The organism is Rhizobium sp. M1 (genome assembly GCF_002531805.1).
GTDB classification, from domain to species: domain Bacteria; phylum Pseudomonadota; class Alphaproteobacteria; order Rhizobiales; family Rhizobiaceae; genus Rhizobium; species Rhizobium etli_C.
This window is the reverse complement of record NZ_NWSW01000024.1, coordinates 64,380-83,064: the sequence shown is the minus strand read 5'-3', so window position 1 is coordinate 83,064 and position 18,685 is coordinate 64,380. Positions and strand designations below refer to the sequence as shown.

The window sequence follows — 18,685 nt, the reverse complement described above, 5'->3', positions numbered from 1 at the left end:
CCATGCTGCTGCTTCTTGGCTCCTTTCTGGTGATGATGCTGATCGGCGTGCCCGTCGCCATCTCGATGGCCGTCGCGTCCGTGCTCTACATCGTGCTCTACGGCATCGCGCCGGACATTATCGTCGCTCAGCGCATGATCGCCGGCGTCGAAAGCTTTCCGCTGCTCGCCGTGCCCTTCTTCATCCTGGCGGGCAATCTGATGAACTCGGCGGGTGTGACCGGCCGCATCTATTCCTTTGCGGTCGCGCTGGTCGGCTGGATGAAGGGCGGGCTGGCACAGGTCAACATCATCGGTTCGGTCATCTTCTCCGGCATGTCGGGCACGGCGCTCGCCGATGCGGCCGGCATCGGCACGATCGAGATCAAGGCGATGAAGGATCACGGCTATCCGGTCGAAGCCGCGGTCGGCGTGACGGCGGCGTCTGCCACGCTCGGCCCGATCTTCCCGCCGTCGCTGCCCTTCGTCATCTACGGCATGATGGCGAACGTCTCGATCGGCGCTCTGTTCATGGCCGGCATCCTGCCCGGCATCGTCATGACGCTGCTGATGATGATCACCGTCGCCGCCTTTGCCTACAAGAAGCGCTGGGGCTCGGACGCGCCGTTCGACGTCAGGCAGCTGCTGTCGGCCGGATTGGAGATTCTCGTCGTGCTGATGGTGCCGGTGGCGATCTATCTGATGATGCGGGCCGGCCTGTCGATGAATGCCGCCGCGGGCATCGCCCTTCTCGTGCTTCTGGCGCTCGACTGGTATTTCGGCTTTTCCGCCGTCATGGCGCTGATGACCCCGGTGATCCTGATCGGCGGCATGACGATGGGCTGGTTCACGCCGACCGAAGCCGCGGTGGCGGCCGTGCTCTGGTCCTTGTTCCTCGGACTCGTGCGCTACCGCACCATGACATTCTCGACGCTCGCCAAGGCCAGTTTCGATACGATCGAGACGACGGCATCCGTTCTCTTCATCGTCACCGCGGCTTCGGTCTTCGCCTGGCTGCTGACGGTCAGCCAGGCCGCACAGCTGCTTTCCGATGCGATCCTGTCGATCACCGACAACAAATGGGTGTTCCTGATCCTCGTGAACCTATTGATGCTGTTCGTCGGCTGCTTCCTGGATACGATCGCGGCGATCACCATCCTCGTGCCGATCCTGCTGCCGATCGTCGCCAAGTTCGAGATCGATCCGGTTCAGTTCGGCCTGATCATGACGCTGAATCTGATGATCGGCCTGTTGCATCCGCCGCTCGGCATGGTGCTCTTCGTGCTGTCGCGCGTGGCGAAACTCTCGGTCGAACGCACCACCATGGCAATCCTGCCCTGGTTGGTGCCGCTCTTCCTGGCATTGATCCTGATCACCTTCATCCCGGCCGTATCGCTCTGGCTGCCGCAACAACTCGGACTGTTGAGATAGGAGGGCCATGATGCAAACACGTCTGGCACGGCTTTACCAAAAGGGCGATCTCAGGATCGAGGCCGACACCGTTGCGCCCCCCGGCCCAGGCCAGGTGCTGCTGAAAATGGCAGCCGCAGGCATCTGCGGCTCCGACCTGCATTATTATCAGGACGGCGGCTTCGGACCGATCCGGGTGCGCGAACCGATCATACCCGGTCACGAGGCATCGGGAATCGTGGAGAGGGCAGGGGAAGGGGCAGACCTGAAACCCGGGACGCTGGTGGCGGTCAACCCGAGCCAGCCCTGCGGCCAATGCGAATATTGCGGGAAGGGACTGCCGATCCACTGCCTCGACATGCGTTTCATGGGCAGCGCGATGCGCCTGCCTCATGAGCAGGGCATGTTCCGGGAATGGCTGGTCGTGCCGGCCAAGCAGTGCTTCGAAGTGGGAGCGGCGACGACGGCTGCGGAAGCCGCCTGCAGCGAGCCCTTGGCCGTTTGCCTGCATGCGGCATCGCGTGCGGGAGAAATCGCGGGCAAACGCGTCCTCGTCACAGGCGCCGGCCCGATCGGCTGCCTGATGGTTGCCGCCGCCCGCTATCACGGCGCGGCCGAGATCATCGTGACCGATCTGGCCGATGCGGCGCTGGAGAGAGCCGAGGCGATGGGCGCGAGCCGGACGATCAATGTGTCTCGAGAGGCTGCAGCACTTGCCGAATTCGAGACGGGCAAGGGCTATTTCGATCTCGTCTTCGAATGCTCGGCCGCCGCACCCGCCATCCGCAGCGCCATTGCCGCCATCAGGCCGCGCGGCACGATCGTGCAGGTCGGCGTCACCGGAGAGATCCCGATCCCGCTCAACGCCATCGTCGGCAAGGAACTCCATATCCACGGCACGCAGCGTTTCGACGAGGAATTCGCCGCCGCCGTCGAGCTGATCTCCAGCCGCGAGATCGATGTCCGGCCGATCATCAGCCACAGCCTGCCCCTCGAAGAGGCCAACACAGCCTTCACACTGGCCGGCGACCGGACGGCCGCCTGTAAGGTACAGCTTACGTTTTAGAAGGCTGTGTCACTCCCTGCCGGCGCGCCATTCGCGCCAGGCGAGATGGATCTTCGCGCCGATCGTCGTCAGCGGCTGCGGCGGCAGCAAAACCGGCTTGGTCATCCTGTCATAGACGCGGCCGAGGTCGGATTCGTGTCCCAGCAAACGTTCGGCGGCCGCAATGCCGGCGGCAGTCGAGTTCGACGCGCCGAGGCCGTTGCAGCCGCAGGCGGCGAAAACGCCGCGTTCGATTTCCCCGAAGGCCGGCACATGGTTGTGCGTCAGCGCCATCGCGCCGCCCCAGCGGTACTGCATGCCGACACCGGCAAGCGTGGGGAAGCGATGGGCGAACTTGCCGTCATGCAGGCGGCCGGCGCTGCGGATGGCGGCATCGCTGGTTTCGATGCCTGGATTATAACTGTATCGCGAACGCACCAGAATCCGGTCTCCGCCACCGGTGTTTATCCGCCGCACTGTCGTTCCCATCGGCAGCGCAGGCGTCGCCGCCCATTTTCTTTCGCCGCCGAGCCGTGCCGGATCGAACTCTTCCGTCAGGGATGCGTAGGTGAAGACGTGGAGGAGGCGGCCGCGGAAGAAGCCGAAGCTTTCCGCATGGCCGTTATTGGCGAGGATGATCTTTGCCGCCTGCACCGATCCATGCGGCGTCTTCAGCAGCCAGCCGCCGGCGAAGCGCTCGAAGGAGAGAACCGGCGTCTGCTCGCAAAGCCGCACCGGCGCCTTCAGGCAGTCGGCCACGCCTCTTACATAGGCGGCCGGCTGGATGATGACCGTGCCGGGCGAGAACAGGCCCGAGGTGAAGGCCTTCGATCCGGTCACGGCCTCGATTTCTTGCCCTTTGAGCAGGCGATGCGCTTCACCCATCTTCGCAAGCTGCTGCGAATAGGCTTCGAGATGCTTGTCGCCTTCCGCGCTCATCGCGATGCTGTAGCGGCCGCAGGGATCGAACAGTTCCTTCCCCCAGCCGTTCTCTGCCGCGAGCTCGCTCGCGAGCGCGATTGCCGAACGCTGCAGCAGCACGGAGTCGCGGAACTTGACCTCCGACTCGCCGCTGAAATCATCCGAGGAAACTTCGTGCGGCAGGTCGATGATGAAGCCGGAATTGGCGCCGGCCGGCCCCTCGCCGACGATGCCCGCTTCGAGAACGGCGACCCGCAGCGTCGGATCGAGCCGCGAGAGCCGGTGCGCCGCCGACAGGCCGGCAAAGCCGCCGCCGATGATCGCCACATCGGCTAAGATCGCTTCGCTCAGCGCCGGCTGTGGTTTCCGCGGCGGAAGTGTCGCCACCCAACCTGAAACGCCGGCGCGTTTGGGAAGCTTCGATGCGACGAAGACGTTCTTTGCGGCCCGGCTCACTGTCAAATCGCCTCCCGCTCCATGAGCGGCGCGAGCGAGCGCCGCAGCGCCGGGAGCTTTTCGGACGCAAGGGCGCGCAGCGGCTTTCGCGGCACACCGGCGCCATAGCCGACCATATCGGCGGCGGCATAGACCGACTGCACGTAATCGCCTTCCCAGATCAGACCCATCGCCGGCTCCAGGATTTTCCAGAGTTCGCGCACCTCGTCCCATTTGCGCTGGGAGGCCGCCTCGACGAGAGCGACTGAGGTCTTCGGCGCGAAATTCGCGCCACCCCAGATCAGACCGTCGCATCCGGCATAGAGGGCGTAGGGCACAAGAGGATCGGCGCCGTTCATGACGAAACGGCCGGTGCGGATGAGGCCTGCCTGTTTTGCGAGGTCGCCGCTGCTGTCCTTGACGGCGGAGAAGCCCGGAATTTCATTGAGCTTGTCGAGAAGCTCGGGCGTGATGGCGACGCCGACCGCCTGGGGCACGTTATAGCCGATGACCGGAAGGCCTGATTTGGCGACTTCGGCGTAGAAATCGAGAATGCCCTGGTCGTCGGTCGGGCCCTCGAAGAAGGGCGGCAGCACCATGACGCCCTCAGCGCCGGCATCGCGGGCGCGGGCGGTCCGCTCCACCACATCTTCCACCAGCAAGGCCGAAGTCTGGGCGATCACCTTGGCGCGGCCGTTGACGATCTTGACGCCACGGCGGACCAGCTCCTCGGATTCCTGTTTGGAGAGATAGACGTGCATGCCGGTGCCGGAGCTGAACAGGAAGCTGCGCACGCCTGCGGCAAGATAGCGTTCGACATTGGCTTCGAGCCGTCCGTAGTCGATGCCGCCGGCAGCGTCGAACGGGGTGGTGATGGCGAGATTGAGTCCTGGAAAGGGAAAGGCGGTCATCGATAAAATCCCGTTGCGTTTGGCCGAACTGTCGAGCCGGATTGTCGTGAGCTGGGTGTATTGATCTCGGGCGGCTTAGAGGGTCGGCGTCTCCAACCCTTCGGGGGCCGCGTACATGGCCATGTTCCGCCGGGAGAGTTCGATATGGAGACGCGCCAGCTCACCGGAGGCTTCGGCGTCACGCCGCTCGATCGTCTCGATCATCTCCTCGTGCTGATCCGACGCCAGCTCGAGTTCCTCCTGCATGCGCGGCGTATTCGGATGCTGGTAGAAGATTTTGCCGATGCGGGCGTGGTCGATCTGCAGGCGGCGCAGGCTCGGGACGACGTAGACATTGTGGGCCATTTCGCCGATCTGGCGGTGGAACTGGTCGTTGTAGAAGACCCGGCCTTCGACATCGCAGTCCTCGACCGCCTTGCGGAAGGAACGCTGGATCGTTCTGAGGACCTCGAGTTCGCCTTTCGTCCGGTTCTCAGCCGCGAGCTTGTTGGCGGTAATATAAATCATCGGCGCGAGCAGGAAGAAGTCGCGCAACGACTGATAACTCATCGAGCTGACGCGGGCGGCGCGGTTGGTCTCGAGTTCGATATAGCCCTCACCGGCCATCTGCCGCATCAGTTCGCGCACCGGCGGACGAGAGAGCCCGAACTCTTCGCTTAACGACACTTCATCCAGCACCGAACCCGGCGGCAGCTCCATCGTCAGGATGCGCCTGCGCAGCGCAAGTTCGAGGCTGGCTTTGCGATCAGGACTGGCAGTCTCGCTATTCATCTCGTCGCAGCTCCTCATAATTCTTTTAGAAGACATTAAGTAGACAATGTGGAAACGTCAAGCTGCAAACCGCTGTTTCGCAGCGCCAACCAGCCTGACAAGCTGCGAGTGGTGCGCAGCGGCGTGCCGAGTGGTTCAAAAAAGTGCAACGCCATGTGGAAACAAAGCGGGCCTGGTTTGTTACTGATAGACCCGCGCAGGGGTGTTCCTGCCGGGCGGCGGCCGAAACGGGAGCAGAATCATGGAGACAGCAACGCAGTGGGCGCTTTTCTTCGGCGCACTGACGTTGGCGAGCTGGATAGCGGGAGGCATTGCGGCCGTCCTTGGAAGTGTCGAGCTCGGCCACCGACAAAGAGCGACAGAATATCTGACGTTCGGGCTCAGCGCCGCCGGCTTCATCTCGGCAGTCGCCATGGCGGCGGTTTTGGTGATCCGCTGACGCTGATTGCGCCGATGCGCGTCGATTGAAATCCCACGCCAGCTGCGCCTTCAGCGGCGGGCGGCGATCTGCTCGGCAGCGGGTGGCGGACGGTGGAAGACGCAGACCTGGTTGCGGCCTGCTTCCTTGGCGCGATAGAGTGCGACGTCGGCTTCGTGCTGGAGATTGGCCAGGGAAACGCCGGTGTCGGCCGCCGATTTGAAGGCCACCCCGACGCTCAGCGTCACCGACGGGCCGACGCCGGAAGACGGGTTCGGAAGGGCGGCAGCTTCCACGCTTTCACGTATTCGCTTCGCCACCGCGACAGCCTCTTCTTCTTCCACATCCGGAAGGACGATGAGAAATTCCTCGCCGCCGTGTCGTGAGACGAGGTCGCGATCGGCGCGCACGCAGCTCTGGATGATGCCGGCGACCTTGACAAGGCAGCGGTCGCCTTCGCCATGCCCGAGCTTGTCGTTCAGCGCCTTGAAGTGGTCGATGTCGCACATGAGCATGGCGACGATGCCGGTTTCACGGCCGTGGCGCCAAAGGCTCTCGAGCGTTTCCATCATCCAACGACGGTTGGCGATCCCCGTCAGCGGATCGGTTCTGGCTAGCCGCTCCAATCGGGCATTCGCATCGGCCAATTCCGCGACGCGGCGCTGATCCCTGCAGTCCAGAAGAAATGTCTTCTGCGCCAGAATGTTCATCGTTCGCCTGGCGACCACGGTCGCGATGATCCCGCAGGAAAAGAACAGGGTCCCGGCTATGACGCTGCCCGCGTCCACGAGCGGGTTGTACCATTGAAAGGTGAAATAGAGGCAGAGGGCATAACAGGCGATTGCGATCGTCCAGGCGAGCGGCACGCTGAAGATGGTGATAGCGCTCGTGGCGACGAACAGCATGATGGTCAAATGGCGCTCGTAGAATTCACCCCCCGCAAAGACGCCGACGAGTGCGACCGACAGCAGGATGACGCACATTCCGCCAAGGAGCGATGCGCGTTGAACCGCTGCCGGGCGCGGCTTGGTCCAGACGAGCGCCGTCAGGATCGCCGCCGGCGGCAGCAGGCAGGCCGGGGCGACCATCAACAGGGCAACCTCACGGGGAAGCAGCATGGCATTCAGCGCCAGCGTCAGAACATCGACGAAGGCGACCCATGTCATCCAGGAACGGATGACTTTCGCCCTCTGGCGCCATAGCCTTTCGTCGAACCGGCGCAGCAGGTCGCCCGTCAGGCGAATATCGCGCGTTCGGCCCGATAAAAGGCGTTCGACCTCATCCCCCATCGCGCCGGTCAGCGGCCGCGGCGAAAAGGACCCGGCTGCAGAACCTTCGAAGGACGTGCTTTTGGCATCATTCATCTTTGCTCTATCTAGCCGCAATCGGAAACTCGGCAAGGCTGCCGCGCGGACGTCCGGATTCCTGCGTTGATATTTTGTAAACAAGTTTGGCCGCGTGATCTGGGCCAGACCCTCTCGAACATGCTACCTACCTTATTCCGAGAGGAAGCAGGATGAGACTTAAGCTGGTCGCAGTTGCGGTCGCGGCGCTGGCGCCGGTGGTGGCGATGCTCGTTTACAACGAAGTCGCGCTGCGCCACCAGCGCAATGAAGAAGTGCGCGCATCCGCGGCACAAGCGGCCAGACAAGCCTCGTCGGAAGTCGAACGGATCATAGAGGGCCTGCACGCCCTTCTTGTCTCCGTCGCCGCCATGCCTTCCGTCCGGCAGCTCGACGTCCCGGCTTGCAATGCGGCGCTCAAGGCGGTTGTCGAAAGCATTCCGAACATCCGCACCATCTTCGTCGTCGGGCTCGACGGACAGCCGATCTGCGGCAGCATGGCTTTTCCCGAGGGCGTGACCTTCTCCGATCGAGACTATTTCCGGCAGATGCTCACGACCAAGGCTTTCGTTGTCGGCACTTATACGCAGAGTCGCCTTGTCGACAGACCCGTCCTGCCGCTCGCCATGCCCCTGATGGAGGGCGACGCCATGAAGGCCGTCATCGTCAGCGGAATCCGGCTGGACTGGCTGCAGAACCGCATCACCGAGCGCGGCGTTGCTCCCGGCAACGCGGTGACGATAGCCGACGGCAACGGAACGATCGTTGCGCGCGTTCCCTCGCCCGAGCGCTTCGTCGGCACCGTCGTACCCGATGCGCTTGAGCGCCTGATCCATGCCGAGCAGCCCGACGTGATCGATGTGGTGAGCCAGGACGGAACCGAACGCATCCTCGGCTATCGCCCGATCGCGCTGCCCTCCAGCCCTCTCTATGTCAGCGCCGGCTTCTCCAAGGAGGAAGCTTTCGCGCCGATCAACCGGGCGACGACGATGAATACGCTCGCCATTGTCGGCGGTGCGCTTTTTGCCTTCCTCGCTGCGATCTTCATCGGCAACCGCTTCATCCTCGTGCCGATCTCCAGGATCGCGGATGTGATGGAAAAGTGGCGCAGCGGTCAAACCACGGCGCGCACCGGCATGAAAGGACCGGACGAGCTCGGTGTCGTCGGTGCGACCTTCGACCGGCTGCTTGACGAACTCGATGAACGAAGACGCCAGAGCCAGGAGGCGGAGGAGGAGCGCAGCCTCCTTGTCCGAGAACTGGCGCATAGGGTCAAGAATGGCTTCACCCTCGTTCAGGCGATCGCCCGGCAAACCTTCTCACGCTCCGATCCGGAAAGATACAATTCCTTCGCCGAGAGGCTCGCAGCGCTCGCCGGCACTTATGATCTCATCCTGTCGCGCGAGGGATCGGCCTCGTCTGTCAGGGAGATTGTCTCCGCGGCCTTGCGTGCCCACGTCGCCTCGCAGGCCGAGCGCATTCGCATGGATGGTCCGGAAGTGGTTCTTCCCGCAGACGTCGCCCTGCCGCTTTCGCTCGTGGTGCACGAGCTGGCGACCAACGCAACCAAGTATGGAAGTCTCGGAAGCGAAAATGGAACAGTCACCATCGAGTGGAAGCACGATGACGGACGCGTCCTTCTCGTCTGGACGGAAGCGGATGGGCCGCCGGTTTCGACACCGACGAAAAAGGGCTTCGGCTCGATACTGATAGAACGGGCCTTCCCGGCGAAGGCGAAGGCGCGGTCCAGGTCGGACTACAGACCCGGGGGCCTCGTCTTCGAAGTAATATTTTTGATCGGGGAACCGGTTGCGAGAGGCGAAGTTGACCCTTTGGGTAAGGATGACATGCATGCGAGCGAAACATGAAAACCAAGGTAGTCGTGGTCGAGGACGAAGCTCTGCTGCTGATGATGGCGGTCGGCATCGTCGAGGAAGCAGGCTTGGAGGCGCTCGAAGCACGCAATGCCGATGAGGCTCTGATGCTTTTCGAAAGCGTGCCCGGCATTCGGATCCTGTTCACAGACATCGACATGCCGGGAAAGATGGACGGTTTGAAGCTCGCAAAAGCCGTCCGCAATCGCTGGCCGCCCGTTGAAATCATCATCGTCTCCGGCATGAAGCAGCCGGACAAAGATGAATTGCCCGAGCGCGGCGTCTTCTTCCCCAAGCCTTACGACACCCGACAGCTCTGCGACGCGCTCATCCGAATGGCTGCCTGATACGTGAGCCGACGCACGGGCTTGCTCATGTGAACACTTCAATCCCTTGGAATCTCGTGTGTTTTCCCTGCCGCAACAGCGGGCGACCCGCGGCGACCATCACGCCAGAAAGCATTGAAACCAAGACAGCGATCGGGATGTCGCGCCGCCGGGAGCAGCGAGCGGCCTGCTATCTTTCTGCCGTCGAGGGCCGCTGCAAATCGATGCGACTGGTCACGACCGGCTGGCCGGAAGCAGGATCTTGGTCGACGGTCTGCAGTCGAAGCCGGTTCTGCCCGACTTTCTCGATCATCAAAACTGCGTCTCGATCGCCGTTGACCAGCCGCGCCCAGGTCACACGCAGGTTGAGGGCAGCACCTTTCCTGCTGCCGGCAAGCTTCGACGGCTGTCCTGACGGCCCGACATAATTGCCGGTATAACGCTCTCCGGCGGCCTTGACGGTCGCCGAAAAGCTTCTGGTGAAAACCGCTAGGCCGCGACACTTCCCGTTCATCGAAACGGTGGATGCGCTGGCATCAGATCGGAGGGTGCAGGAAACCTTCAGATTCGTGCCGCCAATCCGCGTGAGCACCCTTCCAGTCCCGCTCCAGTCGCCGGCCAAAGACTGCAAAAAACCGACCTCCGACGCCACTGCCCCGACAGGCAGGCAAGGCAGCAAGAGAAAAGTTGCGATCAGGACCATACGCATGGCAGCCCCCCTGGTTTGCGTCTCCGGACAACAGGTCGGCATGGCAGATTGTTCCCGGCGTCAGATTGTTTTTGCCGCCCGCGCGCGTGAAGGGCGGCCGCTTCCCGACGACCCGCCGTCGCTGCGGTGGCATCGATTCTTCGCAGCTTGAAGAAATAACGACGGGCGTCGCCCGTAATGCACATCATGCCAGCCAGCTCTTGGCCATTCATTCTGCGAAAGCAATCGACGATCGGCTGCCTGTCGTAACGCATTGCGGCGGTGACCCCGTCCCCCGAGGTCTGAAGCGCAAGGGACGCGGTCGTGCCCCTCGCACGCAATGCCTTCTGCAGATAGGAGAACCAGCTCCGGGCGACCCTTGTGCGCCCGAACGGTGCGGCTTTGATGGCCAGCCCGATTGGAAAAAAGCCGGGTTCGATGGCGACCAGCCGATCGGCTCGCCACTGAAAGAGGAGGGCGTCCGCGCGCATGTCCGCGTGAAACCGCTTGCCGAACCAGCCAAGGTTCTCGAGAACGCCGTTGAGCGGGTGATCCGACGGAATACCCGCCCCCCTCCACAAGCCGATCATCTCGACCGGCTGGACCGGCTCCAGCGAAGAGAACCAGGCCTTCATCTCGTCCTGCCGGCCCATGCTTTCCATCCGTTTCCAATCACGCGATGCGGCCGGATCACAGCGCTCGCTCCGTTGACAACAAGGCGTCCAGCGACACCGGCCTGAGACCGTTCGCATCGACGCCGACATCGTACTGGCGGGGCAGGGGCTTCAGGCGGCCATGGGAATGTCCATGCAGATTGATCGATTTCTTGCCCATCTTGTTCCAGGTGCGGAACGGGTAGTGGCACAGGATCAGCAGATGATCGTCCAGCGTCATCTCCTTGTAGTGCTGCACGCTCGCCCATCCCGTCGCCTCCGTCGTCGTCGGCGGGTCATTATTCCCGATGATGAGGTGCTTGCGCCCGTTCAGCATCGAAAGGAGCTGGTCACAATCCCCGCCACGGAAGGACATGACGTCGCCGAGGTGCCAGATGTCGTCCTGCGGATCGACGATTTCGTTCCAGTTCCGGATCAGCGTCACGTCATGCGAGGCCATGTCGGGGAAGGGGCGTCGGTCAATGCGAAGGACGCGCGGATCTGCAAAATGGGTATCGCCGGTGAAGTAAATCATCTGACAGAGATGGCGCAGCTCGCCCGGTTGGAAAGTCACCGTTTTTTTCAATGGCCGGCTGTCGGGATCGAATGTTTGACATCGGCAAGGGACGGGCTGCGCACGACGCGATAGCGCGCCTCGACGAGATTATAGACCCCGAAGGCCGCCAGTCCGGCCGCGATGGCGATATAAAGGATCGAGCCGAAAGGCAGCTGTCTCACCCATTCAAGCGCGTCCGCCATGCTGCCCGCCTGTTGCGGGTCGACGCGAAAACCCGCATAGGCGAAGAAGATTCCCGTAATCACGAAGACGACGCCGCGGGCGACGAGGCCGTAGACACAGACCGTGGTGACCACGCCGCTGGCATCGGCGAGCCTGAGATAGCGCTCGAATTTCCTGGTGATGCCCTTGGCTGCCGTCACGACCCCGCCGATGATGAAGCCGAGGCCGACGGCAACGGCAAGATAGGCACCGAACGGCTGCGACATGATCCACTGAGCCAATCCCTTCTCACCCGAGCCTTGGCTTGCGCCACCGCTGAAGAACGCGTGTGCCAGCGCGTATCCGGCAAGCCCGAGGTAGACGACGGCGCTGCCGAAGAGAAACGTGCGGATGGCGATCGCCTTGGCGCCGGTGCCATGCCCGTCCGAATCGGCCAGGGACTGGGCCAGCCGCCAAGCCACGAAACCGAGAAGGCCGATGCCGATCAGCCCCACCCAGACGCGGCCGAAGGGCTGTGCGAGCAGCGTCGAAAGCGCCGACTGCGTTTCCGGCCGTCCGCCGGCAACGCCGGAGAACACGGCCAGGCCCGCCACAAGCAGAAATACGACGCCGCGCGCCACGTAACCGCTCTTGGCAAGCAGGTCGAAACGAAATCCTTTGGCCATGATATACTCCGCGCATCTGTGTGGCTGTCACCCCTAACGCGCCACCACGCGGAAAGTTGTCGAGGAAAAGGCCACGCTCATGCCTGGAGTTGCCGATGGCGGTCCGTAGCGCCGGACTTCTCATCCACCGCTTTTCCGAGACGGGGCCCGAGGTCCTGCTCGTGCATCCCGGGGGTCCGTTCTGGGCAAAGAAGGACGAGGGCGCCTGGTCGATCCCGAAGGGATTGATCGAAGCCGGTGAAGACGAGCTGTCGGCAGCAATTCGGGAGGCGCGGGAGGAGCTCGGCGTGGAAATCCAGGGAGCCTTCGCCCCGCTCGGCGAATATCGCCAACCGGGCGGAAAAATCGTCGTCGTCTGGTCGGTGGAGGCCGAGCTTGATGTCGCGAAGGTGCACAGTTCAGAGTTTCAGCTCGAATGGCCGCCGCGATCGGGCCGTTTGCAGAATTTTCCCGAAGTCGACCGCGCCGAGTGGTTTCCCACCGCAGAGGCTGAGATCAAGATTCTCAAGGGGCAGGTCGCAATGCTTGCAGATCTGGCAAAACAGCTCGGTCGAGACCGATGAAAGGAGGTGTTGCGATCACTCGGTTCCGACAAGAATGAAGGAGCGGCCGGCGGCCTCGAGCAAAGTATAGGCGATCAGGCCATAGGATAGTGTTTCGGCGGCACGCCGGCCGGACGACGTCTATCTGCGTCGCAGACGCCATCAGCCATCCGCGATCGGATGCAGATAGGCTTTGTTGACGAGCGGTTGCTGGAGCCTAATCGACGCCGGTAATCTCGGGATCGAACACGATGATCTTTTCGGAAGGCGGATTTCCGTCACTTCTGCTCGCAGCAAGCAGAAGTGCGGCGGCGGCTTCGCCCATCTGACGCCGCGGCGAGATCGAGGTCGCGATCTTGACGGGCAGGGCGCGGGCGACATCAAGTCCGTTGAATCCGGCAATCAGAATATCGGCGGGGCTGGAAACGCCGAGTTCCAGGCATGCGAAGGCGCCGCCGGTCGCCATGTCGTCGTTGGAATAGTAAATGCAATCGAGATCGCGCGTTGCCGCGAGCATGGACATTGTCAGCCGCTTGCCGTGGGCCACCGAAGAATAGGCGGCGTTGAACCGCTCCGCCACGAAAGAAAGGCCGCTCTCGCGCAGGGCCTTCTCAAACCCGGCCTTCCGCTTGCCGGCCCGCAAGTCCCTGTCGATCGCGCTGCCGATATAACCGAACCGCCGCCGGCCGGCCGCCAAAAGCGCTCTTGCCATCTCCTCTCCCGCCTTGCCATGAGAAAGCCCGACGTTGAAATCGACGGGCGTGCCGTCGAGGTCCATCAGCTGGATCACCGGGATCTCCGCACTCTGCAGCATTCTGACCGTTTCCGCCGGCTGATCGAGGCCTGTCACGATGATGGCGGCAGGCCGCCAGGAGAGCATGTCGCGGATGATCTCGCGCTCTTTCGCCATATCGTAGTCGGAGATGCCGAACACTGCCTGCATGCCGGATCCCCGCAGTCCGGCCGAGATGCCCGCCAGCATCTCGGGAAAGACGATGTTGGACATGCTGGGAACGACGACGGCGACGAGGTTGGTGCGCTGCGACGACAGCGAGAGCGCCAGCCGGTTGCCGACATAGCTCAGCCGTTCGGCCTGCTGGAGCACTTTTGCGCGGGTCTCCTTGGAGACGTCGGCCGCGCCGCGAAGGGCCCGTGATGCCGTCATCTTGCTGACGCCGGCCGCGGCAGCAACCTCTTCCAGTGTGGATTTACGCATCGCACGATTCCTTAGTCGAATTGCCTCGCCAGCGGCCAACACCAGATTCATAGGCTCTTTTCCAAAAAAGGAAAACACGCACTACTTGACATATGCGACCAAAATAGGCGTTGTTACCGATACCGGTATCGATACCAACGATCAAACCCTGGAGCAGAAACGGGACGGACACAGCTTCGGGCGTCCCGCATCGTACGAATATTTGACTGCGAGGATCTGCGGGTCAGCCAAGCCGGCTTGACCTGCGGGTTGCAGACCTATCTGAATTCGATCGGACAGATTCCGATCGCGCCGCCAGCTGCGACAGGCACTGACCGCCAGGACAATGCGACGAGCAGCGCGATCTTGCCGACGACACCGGCCGAACGGGAGGAAGAGCCGCCATGCATGTGATGATTTTGGGCGCAGCCGGTATGGTCGGCCGCAAGCTGGTTGAGAAGATCGCGCGCGAGCCGCTGGCTTTCGGCCGGCCCGTCACCCGGCTGACGCTGGTGGACGCCTTTCAGCCGCCGGTGCCGGAAGCGCTCCGGCCGGTCTCGACGGCGCTGACGGTCGACCTCGCCGGTGCCGGCGCCGCCGACAGGCTGATCGAAGGCCGGCCGGAGCTGATCTTTCATCTCGCCGCCATCGTCTCGGGTGAGGCGGAAGCGGATTTCGACAAGGGTTACGCCGTCAATCTCGACGGCACGCGCGCCCTGTTCGATGCGATCCGCCAGGCCGGTCTGACGAACCCCTATGTGCCGCGCCTCGTCTTCGCGTCCTCGATCGCCGTCTTCGGCACACCGTTTCCCGAGGTCATTCCCGACGAATTCTTCACCACGCCGCTGACGAGCTACGGCACCCAGAAGGCGATCGCCGAACTGCTGCTCGCAGATTATTCCCGCCGCGGCATTTTCGACGGCATCGGCATCCGGCTGCCGACCATCTGCGTGCGGCCCGGCACACCGAACAAGGCGGCATCGGGCTTCTTCTCCAATATCCTGCGCGAACCGCTGGTCGGCAAGGAAGCGGTGCTGCCGGTCAGCGACAACGTGCGGCACTGGTTTGCAAGTCCGCGCGCGGCCGTCGGCTTCTTCGTCCATGCCGCGACGATCGATACGGCACGGATCGGGGCGCGGCGCAACCTCACCATGCCGGGACTTTCCGCGCTGGTCTCCGAAGAGATCGAAGCGCTGCGCCGCGTGGCCGGCGACAAGGCGGTCGCGCTCATCAAACGCGTGCCCGATCCGGTGATCGAACGCATCGTCGCCGGCTGGCCGACCCAGTTCGACGCCGAGAGAGCGTCTTCGCTCGGCTTCAAGGCGGAGACGAGCTTTGACGAGATCCTGAAGGTGCATATTGAGGATGAACTGGGCGGGAGGATCGCATGAGCATATCGGCCAGCGGAGAGGCAAGGATCGCGCTTGTCACCGGCGGCGGCACCGGCGTCGGGCGTGCCATATCGCGGGGGCTCGGCGCTGCCGGCTACACGGTCGTCATTTCAGGACGGCGGGCCGACGTGCTTGAAAAGGCGGCAACCGAGCTTGGTGGCGAAACCGGCGCGGAGTTCTTCGCGGTTTCCGCCGATGTCGGCGATCCGGACTCCGTTCGCGCGCTCTTCGATGCGATCTTGGAAAAATACGGGCGGCTCGACCTCCTGGTCAACAATGCCGGCGTCACCGTGCCGGGGGTGCCGCTGGAGGAGGTTTCCTTTGAGCAGTGGAGCGCCATCGTCGCCGCCAATCTCACCGGCGCTTTCCTCTGCACCCAGCAGGCCTTCCGGCTGATGAAGAGCCAGAACCCGCGCGGCGGGCGCATCATCAATAACGGCTCTGTTTCCGCCACCACGCCGCGCCCGAATTCCGCACCTTACACGGCGACGAAGCACGCCATTACAGGACTGACGAAATCCACCGCCCTCGACGGGCGCGAATTCGACATCGCCTGCGGCCAGATCGATATCGGCAATGCCGCAAGCGACATGACGACGAGGATTGCGGCCGGCGTCTTGCAGGCAAACGGCAGTATTGCCGCGGAGGCGACGATCGACCCGGCGCTTATTGCCGATGCGGTCGTCTACATGGCGGGCCTGCCGCTCAGCGCCAATGTGCTGACCATGACCGTGATGGCGACAAAGATGCCATTTGTCGGGCGGGGGTGAGAAGGCGGGCTGCCGCCGGCCGAAAACGACATAGATACAGTGCTTGCGTAATGCTCATGATCTGGGAGGAGGGAGTATGGCAAACGTTCAATTCGAAGATGTCCGGAAATCATTCGGCGCGCATCCCGTTATCAAGGGGGTGGACATCGATATTGCCGATGGGGAATTCGTCATCCTCGTCGGCCCCTCGGGCTGCGGCAAGTCGACCCTTCTGAGGATGCTGGCCGGGCTCGAGAATATTTCCGGCGGCGAAATCAAGATCGGCGGGCGCGTCGTCAACACGCTGCCGCCCAAGGACCGCGACATCGCCATGGTCTTCCAGAATTATGCGCTCTATCCGCATATGACGGTGGAGCAGAACATGGGCTTTTCGCTCATGCTCAACAAGGCGCCGAAGGCGGAAGCCGAGAAACGGGTGAAATATGCCGCCGGCATCCTCGGCCTCGACAAGCTGCTTGACCGCTATCCGCGCCAGCTTTCCGGCGGCCAGCGCCAGCGCGTCGCCATGGGCCGCGCCATCGTGCGCGATCCTGAAGTTTTCCTGTTCGACGAGCCGCTCTCCAACCTCGATGCGAAACTGCGCGTCGCCATGCGCGCCGAGATCAAGGAACTGCATCAGCGCCTGAAGACGACGACCGTCTACGTCACCCATGACCAGATCGAGGCGATGACGATGGCCGACAAGATCGTCGTCATGCATGACGGCATCGTCGAGCAGATCGGTTCGCCGCTCGAGCTTTACGACCGTCCCGCCAATCTCTTCGTCGGCGGTTTCATCGGCTCGCCGGCGATGAACATGATCCACGGCAGGCTCGATCCGGAAAATCCCGGTCAATTCGTCGCGGCCAACGGCACGCGGCTGCCGGTTGCCAATCCGCCTGCGAGCGCTGTGGGCCGCGACCTCGTTTACGGGCTGCGCCCCGAATATATCTCGCTCGATCCGAATGGGCTGCCGGCCGAGATCGTGGTGATCGAGCCGACCGGTTATGAAACACATCTGACCGTCCGCCTCGGCGGCAGCGAGGTCAGCTGCGTCTTCCGCGAGCGTGTCGATGCCCGCCCGGGTGAAGCCATCCGCGTGGCGATCGACGCCGCGCATGTTCACCTCTTCGATGCCGAAGGCGGCAAGAGGTTGACCGACTGATGCCATCCGGCGGCGGCACGGGAGAGGAGGAGTTCTCCCTGCCGCCGGAGAGCAAGCATCCCGGGAGCGCAAGCTCCCCGGGGATGCCAGGCCGCCGTTCACCAAGCGGGAGGTGGATGCCGGAGAATTGCTCCCGCTGTTTCAATGAGGAGGAATCTCATGACGATCAAGAGACGTGAATTTCTTGCCGCATCGGCAGCCGTTGCCGGCGTTGCCGGTCTCGGCATCAGGCCATCTCTGGCGCAGGCCGAACCGACCTACACGCCGGAAAGCGGCGCGAGCCTCAGGCTCCTGCGCTGGACGCCTTTCGTGAAGGGCGATGAGGATGCCTGGATCGCCAATACCAAGAAATTCACCGAAGCCACAGGCGTGGAAGTGCGCATCGACAAGGAAAGCTGGGAGGACATCCGTCCGAAGGCAGCCGTTGCCGCCAATGTCGGCTCCGGTCCCGACCTCATCATGTGCTGGTTCGACGACGCGCATCAATATCCGGACAAGCTGGTCGATCTCACCGAACTCGGCAACTATCTCGGCAACAAATATGAGGGCTGGTACGACGGCGTGAAGGGTTACGCCACCCGCGACGACAAGTTCATCGCCATGCCGCTGACGGCGATCGGCAATGCGGTCGTCTATCGCGACAGCCACGTCAAGGCGGCCGGCTTCAACGAATTTCCGAACGATACCGCGGGCTTCCTCGAGCTATGCAAGGCCATGAAGGCGAAGGGCACGCCCGCCGGCTTCCCGCACGGCAAGGCGGTCGGCGACGGCAACAACTACGCCCATTGGCTGCTCTGGAGCCATGGCGGCAAGATGGTCGATGAAAGCGGCACGGTGACGATCAACAGCCCGGAAACGCTCGCCTCGATCAACTACGCCAAGGAGCTCTACGCAACCTTCATTCCGGGCACGGAAAGCTGGCAGGACGTCAACAACAACCGCGCCTTCCTGGCCGGCCAGGTATCGCTGATCGCCAACGGCGTCTCGGTCTATTACACGGCCAAGAACGATCCGAAGCTCGCCGAGATCGCCAAGGACATGCGCACGACGAACTTCCCGATCGGACCGGTCGGCAAGAGCGTCGAGCTTTTCCAGACGAGTTCGCTGCTGCTCTTCAAGCACACCAAATATCCGGAAGCCGCCAAGGCCTACATCAAGTTCATGATGGAAGCCGACCAGATGAACGCCTGGATCCAGGGCTCCAGCGCCTATTGCTGCCAGCCGCTCAAGGCCTTCGCCAAGAACCCGGTCTGGACCGCCGATCCGGTCCACGCGCCCTATGCCCGCGCTTCGGAAAGGCTGCGCCCGAACGGCTATGCCGGCCCGCTCGGCTACGCCTCGGCGGCGACCATGGCCGATTACGTGCTCGTCGACATGTATGCTGCCGCCGTTACCGGCCAGAAGTCGCCCGAGGACGCAATGAAGGAAGCCGAACGCCGGGCGAACCGCTACTACCGCGTCTGATC

At 62.9% G+C, this 18,685-nt stretch carries 18 protein-coding genes and 1 pseudogene; 10 read left to right on the top strand and 9 right to left on the bottom strand.

Annotated elements, in window-relative coordinates; genetic code table 11:
- Positions 1–2 precede the first annotated feature (2 nt).
- Both CO655_RS23085 and CO655_RS23080 read left to right on the top strand, forming a co-directional pair.
- A complete protein-coding gene (locus tag CO655_RS23085) occupies positions 3–1,409 on the top strand; it encodes a TRAP transporter large permease (RefSeq protein WP_097666851.1) in 1,407 nt (468 codons plus the stop codon).
- Positions 1,410–1,419: 10 nt separating this feature from the next.
- Complete coding sequence (locus CO655_RS23080) at positions 1,420–2,454, top strand: L-idonate 5-dehydrogenase (protein ID WP_097666921.1); 1,035 nt, start codon at positions 1,420–1,422, stop codon at positions 2,452–2,454.
- Between the two features lie 9 nt (positions 2,455–2,463).
- Here CO655_RS23080 and CO655_RS23075 read toward each other — a convergent pair whose 3' ends face one another.
- The 3 genes from CO655_RS23075 to CO655_RS23065 all read right to left on the bottom strand — a co-directional run bounded on the left by CO655_RS23075 (position 2,464) and on the right by CO655_RS23065 (position 5,471).
- On the bottom strand, positions 2,464–3,810 hold the full coding sequence (locus CO655_RS23075; protein WP_097666849.1) for an FAD-binding oxidoreductase: 1,347 nt from the start codon (positions 3,808–3,810) through the stop codon (positions 2,464–2,466).
- A gap of 2 nt (positions 3,811–3,812) precedes the next feature.
- Positions 3,813–4,700 carry a dihydrodipicolinate synthase family protein gene (locus tag CO655_RS23070; protein WP_097666847.1) on the bottom strand — a complete coding sequence of 296 codons (888 nt, stop codon included), beginning with the start codon at positions 4,698–4,700 and terminating at the stop codon, positions 3,813–3,815.
- Positions 4,701–4,775: 75 nt separating this feature from the next.
- Positions 4,776–5,471 (bottom strand): GntR family transcriptional regulator, encoded by a 696-nt coding sequence (locus tag CO655_RS23065; protein ID WP_097666845.1) that lies wholly within the window; start codon positions 5,469–5,471, stop codon positions 4,776–4,778.
- Positions 5,472–5,712: 241 nt separating this feature from the next.
- On the opposite strand from CO655_RS23065, the gene CO655_RS23060 reads away from it, so the two are divergent.
- Positions 5,713–5,910 (top strand): hypothetical protein, encoded by a 198-nt coding sequence (locus CO655_RS23060; protein WP_170965015.1) that lies wholly within the window; start codon positions 5,713–5,715, stop codon positions 5,908–5,910.
- Positions 5,911–5,960: 50 nt separating this feature from the next.
- Here the strand turns inward: CO655_RS23060 and CO655_RS23055 are convergent, their stop codons facing one another.
- Entirely contained in the window at positions 5,961–7,253 is a 1,293-nt protein-coding gene (locus tag CO655_RS23055; RefSeq protein ID WP_097666843.1) for a diguanylate cyclase, read from the bottom strand.
- Positions 7,254–7,405: 152 nt separating this feature from the next.
- On the opposite strand from CO655_RS23055, the gene CO655_RS23050 reads away from it, so the two are divergent.
- Together CO655_RS23050 and CO655_RS23045 are read left to right on the top strand one after the other, a co-directional pair.
- Complete coding sequence (locus CO655_RS23050; protein WP_097666841.1) at positions 7,406–9,100, top strand: HWE histidine kinase domain-containing protein; 1,695 nt, start codon at positions 7,406–7,408, stop codon at positions 9,098–9,100.
- Positions 9,097–9,453 carry a response regulator gene (locus CO655_RS23045; protein WP_097607365.1) on the top strand — a complete coding sequence of 119 codons (357 nt, stop codon included), beginning with the start codon at positions 9,097–9,099 and terminating at the stop codon, positions 9,451–9,453. The genes CO655_RS23050 and CO655_RS23045 overlap by 4 nt, the downstream gene beginning before the upstream one ends.
- Positions 9,454–9,622: 169 nt before the next feature.
- Here the strand turns inward: CO655_RS23045 and CO655_RS34775 are convergent, their stop codons facing one another.
- The 4 genes and pseudogenes from CO655_RS34775 to CO655_RS23025 form a co-directional block, all read right to left on the bottom strand.
- Positions 9,623–10,141: a hypothetical protein gene (locus CO655_RS34775; RefSeq protein ID WP_097607364.1), complete on the bottom strand. Its 519-nt coding sequence runs from the start codon at positions 10,139–10,141 to the stop codon at positions 9,623–9,625.
- 134 nt (positions 10,142–10,275) lie between these two features.
- Positions 10,276–10,782: pseudogene (locus CO655_RS23035) on the bottom strand (GXWXG domain-containing protein); the annotation flags it as partial.
- A gap of 28 nt (positions 10,783–10,810) precedes the next feature.
- Positions 10,811–11,308, bottom strand: coding sequence for a metallophosphoesterase family protein (locus CO655_RS23030; RefSeq protein WP_097666917.1), 498 nt, complete (start codon positions 11,306–11,308; stop codon positions 10,811–10,813).
- A 47-nt stretch (positions 11,309–11,355) separates the two neighbouring features.
- Complete coding sequence (locus CO655_RS23025) at positions 11,356–12,177, bottom strand: DUF1206 domain-containing protein (protein WP_097666837.1); 822 nt, start codon at positions 12,175–12,177, stop codon at positions 11,356–11,358.
- A 95-nt stretch (positions 12,178–12,272) separates the two neighbouring features.
- Here CO655_RS23025 and CO655_RS23020 point away from each other — a divergent pair, with 95 nt between their 5' ends.
- Positions 12,273–12,740, top strand: a complete 468-nt coding sequence (locus tag CO655_RS23020; RefSeq protein WP_097666835.1) for an NUDIX domain-containing protein — start codon at positions 12,273–12,275, stop codon at positions 12,738–12,740.
- A gap of 196 nt (positions 12,741–12,936) precedes the next feature.
- Here the strand turns inward: CO655_RS23020 and CO655_RS23015 are convergent, their stop codons facing one another.
- A complete protein-coding gene (locus tag CO655_RS23015) occupies positions 12,937–13,935 on the bottom strand; it encodes a LacI family DNA-binding transcriptional regulator (protein ID WP_097666915.1) in 999 nt (332 codons plus the stop codon).
- A 383-nt stretch (positions 13,936–14,318) separates the two neighbouring features.
- On the opposite strand from CO655_RS23015, the gene denD reads away from it, so the two are divergent.
- The 4 genes from denD (at position 14,319) to CO655_RS22990 (ending at position 18,683) form a co-directional block, all read left to right on the top strand.
- A complete protein-coding gene (denD, locus tag CO655_RS23005; RefSeq protein ID WP_097607359.1) occupies positions 14,319–15,305 on the top strand; it encodes a D-erythronate dehydrogenase in 987 nt (328 codons plus the stop codon).
- Positions 15,302–16,075 carry an SDR family oxidoreductase gene (locus CO655_RS23000; protein ID WP_097666831.1) on the top strand — a complete coding sequence of 258 codons (774 nt, stop codon included), beginning with the start codon at positions 15,302–15,304 and terminating at the stop codon, positions 16,073–16,075. Before denD ends, CO655_RS23000 begins: the two co-directional genes overlap by 4 nt.
- Before the next feature lie 76 nt (positions 16,076–16,151).
- Positions 16,152–17,219 carry a sn-glycerol-3-phosphate ABC transporter ATP-binding protein UgpC gene (gene ugpC, locus CO655_RS22995; protein ID WP_012489698.1) on the top strand — a complete coding sequence of 356 codons (1,068 nt, stop codon included), beginning with the start codon at positions 16,152–16,154 and terminating at the stop codon, positions 17,217–17,219.
- A 159-nt stretch (positions 17,220–17,378) separates the two neighbouring features.
- The gene (locus CO655_RS22990; RefSeq protein ID WP_097666829.1) at positions 17,379–18,683 is read left to right on the top strand and encodes an ABC transporter substrate-binding protein; all 1,305 of its coding nucleotides are present in this window, start codon (positions 17,379–17,381) and stop codon (positions 18,681–18,683) included.
- The last annotated feature ends 2 nt before the right edge of the window (positions 18,684–18,685 follow it).